General features: G+C 63.0%; 8 protein-coding genes and 1 pseudogene. 3 read left to right on the top strand and 6 right to left on the bottom strand.

Annotated elements, in window-relative coordinates:
* From VJS90_RS07085 to VJS90_RS07060, 6 genes are all read right to left on the bottom strand, one after another.
* A partial coding sequence (locus tag VJS90_RS07085; RefSeq protein WP_324120408.1) for a transporter substrate-binding domain-containing protein occupies positions 1–697 on the bottom strand: 697 nt, incomplete at its 3' end.
* Between the two features lie 8 nt (positions 698–705).
* Positions 706–1329, bottom strand: coding sequence for a response regulator transcription factor (locus tag VJS90_RS07080; protein WP_324120406.1), 624 nt, complete (start codon positions 1327–1329; stop codon positions 706–708).
* Positions 1330–1631: 302 nt separating this feature from the next.
* Positions 1632–2963, bottom strand: coding sequence for a deoxyguanosinetriphosphate triphosphohydrolase (locus tag VJS90_RS07075; protein WP_324120404.1), 1332 nt, complete (start codon positions 2961–2963; stop codon positions 1632–1634).
* 86 nt (positions 2964–3049) lie between these two features.
* Positions 3050–3379, bottom strand: coding sequence for a hypothetical protein (locus VJS90_RS07070; protein WP_324120402.1), 330 nt, complete (start codon positions 3377–3379; stop codon positions 3050–3052).
* Positions 3376–3756 (bottom strand): phage holin family protein, encoded by a 381-nt coding sequence (locus tag VJS90_RS07065; RefSeq protein WP_324120400.1) that lies wholly within the window; start codon positions 3754–3756, stop codon positions 3376–3378. The genes VJS90_RS07070 and VJS90_RS07065 overlap by 4 nt, the downstream gene beginning before the upstream one ends.
* A gap of 9 nt (positions 3757–3765) precedes the next feature.
* Positions 3766–4080 carry a DUF883 family protein gene (locus VJS90_RS07060; protein ID WP_324120399.1) on the bottom strand — a complete coding sequence of 105 codons (315 nt, stop codon included), beginning with the start codon at positions 4078–4080 and terminating at the stop codon, positions 3766–3768.
* Between the two features lie 173 nt (positions 4081–4253).
* Between VJS90_RS07060 and VJS90_RS07055 the strand changes: the two genes are divergently transcribed.
* From VJS90_RS07055 to VJS90_RS07045, 3 genes and pseudogenes are all read left to right on the top strand, one after another.
* Entirely contained in the window at positions 4254–4490 is a 237-nt protein-coding gene (locus VJS90_RS07055; RefSeq protein ID WP_324120397.1) for a glutaredoxin family protein, read from the top strand.
* 156 nt (positions 4491–4646) lie between these two features.
* The gene (locus tag VJS90_RS07050) at positions 4647–4955 is read left to right on the top strand and encodes a transcriptional regulator (protein WP_324120410.1); all 309 of its coding nucleotides are present in this window, start codon (positions 4647–4649) and stop codon (positions 4953–4955) included.
* A gap of 49 nt (positions 4956–5004) precedes the next feature.
* A pseudogene (locus tag VJS90_RS07045) lies at positions 5005–5141 on the top strand (pseudouridine synthase); the annotation flags it as partial.

Below are 5141 nucleotides of genomic sequence, written 5' to 3'. Positions count from 1 at the left end.
TGGCCATCTTGATGTTCGGCAAGTGGCCCTGGTTGATCAGGTAATGGGTCGATATGGTGTCGCCGATGAACACGTCGGCCTCGTCGAAGGCCACGGCGTTGAGTGCGTTCTGATAGGAGGGATAGGACAGCAGGGTGGCCTTGGGGTAGGCAGCGTGTACTTCATCCAGGGGCAGGTAGTGGTACAGCATGCTCAGCCGCATGCCCTCCAGGCCCATGTCCAGAGGGCGGTCTTCGTCCTCGCGAGTGACCAGCACCGGCTGGTCGATCGCATAGGGGCGCGACAGCACGACCTGCTCATTCGCGGCTTCGAAGCCGTTGGCGCTGCCGAGCAGGTCGATACGCCCCTGGATCAGGGCCTCGACCGCTTCCTGGCGCGAGGCAAAACGTTCGACCTTGATGGGCAGGCCCAGCGCCGCCCCGATCAGGCCGGCGTAGTCGGCGGTCAGCCCCTGATAGTCGCGGCTGCCGGCGGTGATGTCGAAGGGGGGATAGTCCGGTGCCGAGGTCCCCAGTACCAGCGCCTGCCGGCCTTTGAGCCAGTGCCGCTGCTGCGGGGTCAGCGAGAGCGTGACGGGCGCCTCGCCCGAGCGGGCGAGCAGTGTGTAGGTCGCTGCCTGAACGGTGCTCGCCGATGGCGCCCCGGCCGTTACCAGCCACAGGCAAAGCAGGCAACGGCGGATGATGCGCCTGGACATGCCCGGGCTCACACCAGGGCGTTGCGTTTGGCCATGTCGATCAGGTCGACCAGCGACTCGGCCTGCAACTTCTGCATCAGGCGTTTCTTGTAGGTGCTGACGGTCTTGTTGCTGAGAAACATGCCCTTGGCGATCTCTTTGTTGCTTCGCCCCTGGGCAAAAAGTTGCAACACCATCAGTTCGCGGTCATTGACCTTGCGAAACAGCTCCAGGTCATGGCTGCAGACTCGGTCCTGACCCGGCTTGATGGCCTGGCTGGGGAAATAGTTGTAGCCCGACAGCACCGCCTTGATGGCGCTCAGCAGTTCGCTCAGGTCTTCTTGCTTGCAAACGTAGCCTGCAGCGCCGGAGTGCATGCAGCGGATGGCGAACAGGGCTGGGGACTGGGCCGTGAGCACCAGCACCTTCAGGGGCATCGCCATGGCCTGGAAGCGTGACAGCACCTCCAGCCCGTCCAGCTTGGGGATGCTGATGTCGAGAATCACCAGGTCGGGCCTGGTTTCACGGATCATCTGCATGGCATCGACGCCGTTGTCCGACTCTCCAATGACTTTATAGCTCTGGTTTTCCAGCAGCATGCGAACAGCCAGGCGAATGACAGGGTGATCGTCCACGATAAATACGGAATGCATAATCAGACTTCCAGGCGGCAGGTGTCAGAAACAGAGGCGCACCTTATCTCACTTGAAAGTCCACTGGCATGGTGCAAGGGGCGTTAACTTCTATATAAGAAAAGACTTACACAAGAAAGTCCGGAATATTACGAAATTTCCCGCCGATCAACTTTGTCAACAGTCTATAAGTAACTTATTGTTGACGATGTTTAATCATTTGTTTATTCAAATGCGGCCGCTGTAGGAAGTTTCCTGCACAGGTTCTGCCGATAAACGCTGCCACGGCTGGAACAAGTATGACCAGCGTGGCAGTAGCGGGCTCAGACGGGACTCGAACGGCCGGTCATTTCCCGGGCCATTTCGGTGGCGTAGCTGTCGGTCATGCCGGCAATGAAGTCGATCATCCGCAGGAACGCGCTGTACAGCGAGCCGCCGGGATCGGGCGCGTTGTTGCCCAGCAGGTCGAGAATGCGCCTGCTCTTGAACGACGGCGTACGCCCGCCGTGCTGTTCGAGGGCAGCGCCGCAGAAGGCGTTGAGCAGGATCTCGAGGGTGGTGTAGGCGCCGATCTCGTGCAGGGTCTTGCGCTTGTCCTGGAAGATCTTGTTGCGCGCCATGTCCTTGGCCTGCAGCACGCAGCGCTTGGCCGGCCCGTGCATGTGCTCGACCAGGTCGCCGGGCAGCGTGCCCGCGAGCAGCGCATCCTGCTGCTCGACAAACGCCCGCGCGGCGGCATTGGTCAGGTGCTCGATGGCCTTGCCGCGCAGGATCGCCAGCTTGCGCCGGCGTGAGTCGCCCGGGCCGAGCTGGCGGTAGGTATCGGGCAGGTCGTCGCCCACCAGACTGAGCAGCAGCGACTCGACCTCGGCGTAGTGCAGGAGGTCCATTTCCAGTCCATCTTCCAGGTCGATCAGGGCATAGCAGATGTCGTCCGCCGCCTCCATCAGGTAGACCAGCGGATGACGCGCCCAGCGTTGCTCGTCCACCTGCGGCAGCCCCAGCTTGCTGGCGATCTGCTCAAGCAGAGGCGCTTCGCTCTGGTAGCAGCCGAACTTGTGTTTCTTGTAGCCCAGGGCGTCGGCGTGACGTGAGCTCCAGGGGTACTTGAGATAGGTGCCCAAGGTGGCGTAGGTCAGGCGTGTGCCGCCGTCGAACTGGTGGTACTCAAGCTGGGTCAGCACCCGGAAGCCCTGGGCGTTGCCTTCGAAGTTGAGAAAATCTGCCCGCTCGTCCGCGCTCATCGCGTCGAGCCAGCCACGCCCGGCGGCCTGCTGGAACCAATGGCGGATGGCGTCCTCGCCCGAGTGCCCGAACGGCGGATTGCCGATGTCATGGGCCAGGCAGGCGGACTGCACCACCATGCCCAGGTCGCTGGGCTCGCACCATTGCGGCAGTCGATCGCGCAAGGTTTCGCCCACGCGCATGCCGAGCGAACGGCCCACGCAGCTGACTTCCAGCGAATGGGTCAGGCGGGTGTGGATGTGATCGTTGCTCGACACCGGGTGGACCTGGGTCTTGCGTCCCAGGCGGCGGAACGCGCCGGAGAAGATGATACGGTCGTGGTCTTTGTGGAAGGGGCTGCGGCCCAGTTCTTCAGGGCTGTACAGCGCTTTGCCGAGACGTTCGCGGGTAAGCAGGGTGTGCCAATCCAAGGGCTGGATCTCCCATCAGGTAAGTCGTCACAGCTTCCCGTTTTGGCAGCGCCCGCGCAAGCGGCGGGTGCTGCCGTGTCGCAGGGTCAGTGGCGACCGCCGCCTTGCATGAACAGGCGAACCAGCGGCGCCAGGCTGCTGCCCAGTTGCAACAGGCGGGGGAGGTGGCCGCCGCGCACGCCTTTGCCGGTGAGAAAGCCCAGCGCGACGACCGCGCCGATCCCCCACAGTGGCGCATGCTTGACGCCAAGCCCGCCTTGCAGCGAGCTGCCCACCCCGCGCAGGCGGTTGATGGGGCTGAGCAGCTGCGCCGACTCGTTGCGGATTTCCTGCCGATGCATCTCCAGACGCAGGCGGATCAGCGTCTTGCGCATCTCGCGGCGGCTCGCGCCGTTGGGTAGGTCATTCATGCTCATGGCAACAGGCGCTCCCGGTCCTTGGCGATTTCTTCAAGGGTGGCGTTGAACGGCGAGGATTCGTCGAACACCGCGGCCTTGAGGCGCAAACCGCAATAGATGGCCGCCAGGCCGTAGAACACGCACAGCCCGATGATTCCGGCCAGGCGGTAGCTGTCCCACAGCATCACCAGCAGCAAGCCTGAAAGGGCCGTGAGCAGCAGCAGCGCGAAGACCAGGGCCAGACCTGCGAAGAGCAGCAGGCTCAGGGTACGGGCCTTCTGCTCCTGCAGTTCGATGCCGAGCAGTTCGATATGGCCATGCAGCAGGCCCAGTACGGCGGCGCCCAGGCGCTTGCCGGTACTGGAGGCGCCGCTGCCAAGCGCGTCATTATCCATGGCTGATCCTCAACGCCGACCGGCGAGCAGGCCGACCAGCAGGCCGACGCCAGCGGCGATGCCCACGGCCTGCCAAGGGTTTTCCTTCACGTACTGTTCGGCATCGATCAGGACGACCTCGCCACGCTCGCGAACCGATTCCTTGGTCAGCTGCAGCGACTCACGGGCGCGCAACAGGCTCTTGTTGAGCTGGCCGCGCAATTCCTCGGCCTGGTCGCCGGCGAGATTGGCCGTGTCGGCGAGCAGTTTTTCGGTGTCGCGCACCAGGGCCTGAAAGTCAGCCGCCAATATCTCTTGAGCATTCTTTGCCGATTTACTGGCCATGTGTGTCTCCCTGTGGATGTATGTGGGTATTTCGAGTCGTGCGGGGCGCCGAAGGTTCAGTGCTGGATGCGGGTACAGTAGAACACCGGGGGCGCGATTGCATCAGGGCAGTGCAACCCGCACCGCCCAGACCTAGAATAAGCATCCATACCCGGTCGTGCGGATACCTTGCCATGCTGCCTGAATGCCAACTCCTAGGCACCCTCGGCTGCCACCTGTGCGAAGTGGCGGAGGCGCTGCTGATGCCGTTCGTCGAGCACGGTCTGCTGGTGGAGCTGGTCGACATCAGCGAGAACGACGCGTTGTTCGAACGCTACTCCCTGACGATCCCCGTGCTGCGCCGGTGTGACAGCGGCGCGGAGCTGGGCTGGCCGTTCGACGCCGAGCAGGTGGTGGCGTTTCTTCGCTGACCGCGTTTGTCCCGGCATCGGTAGCGCGCGCTCTGCTCGCGACGGTTGGACGGTTTCCGTGTTTGACGGCAGGAAATGCCCGCCCTACACTGTATATGGATACAGTATAGGAGAAGCCTGGGTAGACCCCTGGCGTTTGCAGGTGGAGCGGGAATGATGGTCAACGTCGAACAACTGAAGTACAGCGTCAATCGCATGTCGCCCGAGCTGTTGAGCGAGGCGGTGCTGGAGCTGCGTCTCGACGGCCTCGTGACCGAGGGCAAGACGCCTTTCGGCAAGGTGCACTTCAACACATGCTTTGCCGAGATCGAAGCCTCGTTCCAGCGCGCGGGTTATCACCGCCCCCTGGACGTGGTGGGTTACGAAGGGCTGATCTATGCCCTGTACGACCCCACGCGCTGGGAGGCCGTGCAGGTGCTGCGCTGGCTCAAGGAATACACCGAAATGGCCGCCCAGGCTGGTTGAGCCAGCGGCCTTGGAGGATAATGCCCGGCCCGATTCCACGAGCCTTGCCATGACTTCCCCTTTCGATCCGGCACACCACCAGGCCAGCACGCTTTGCCTGCCGCCCGGCAACTGGGCGACGGTGCTCGACTGCCTGTGCGATCACTTCAAGGCCATCAGCCGTGAGCAGTGGCTCGACTGTATTGC

This window comes from Pseudomonas sp., assembly GCF_035277045.1.
Taxonomy (GTDB): Bacteria; Pseudomonadota; Gammaproteobacteria; order Pseudomonadales; family Pseudomonadaceae; genus Aquipseudomonas.
This window is presented reverse-complemented; position numbering and strand designations above follow the sequence as displayed.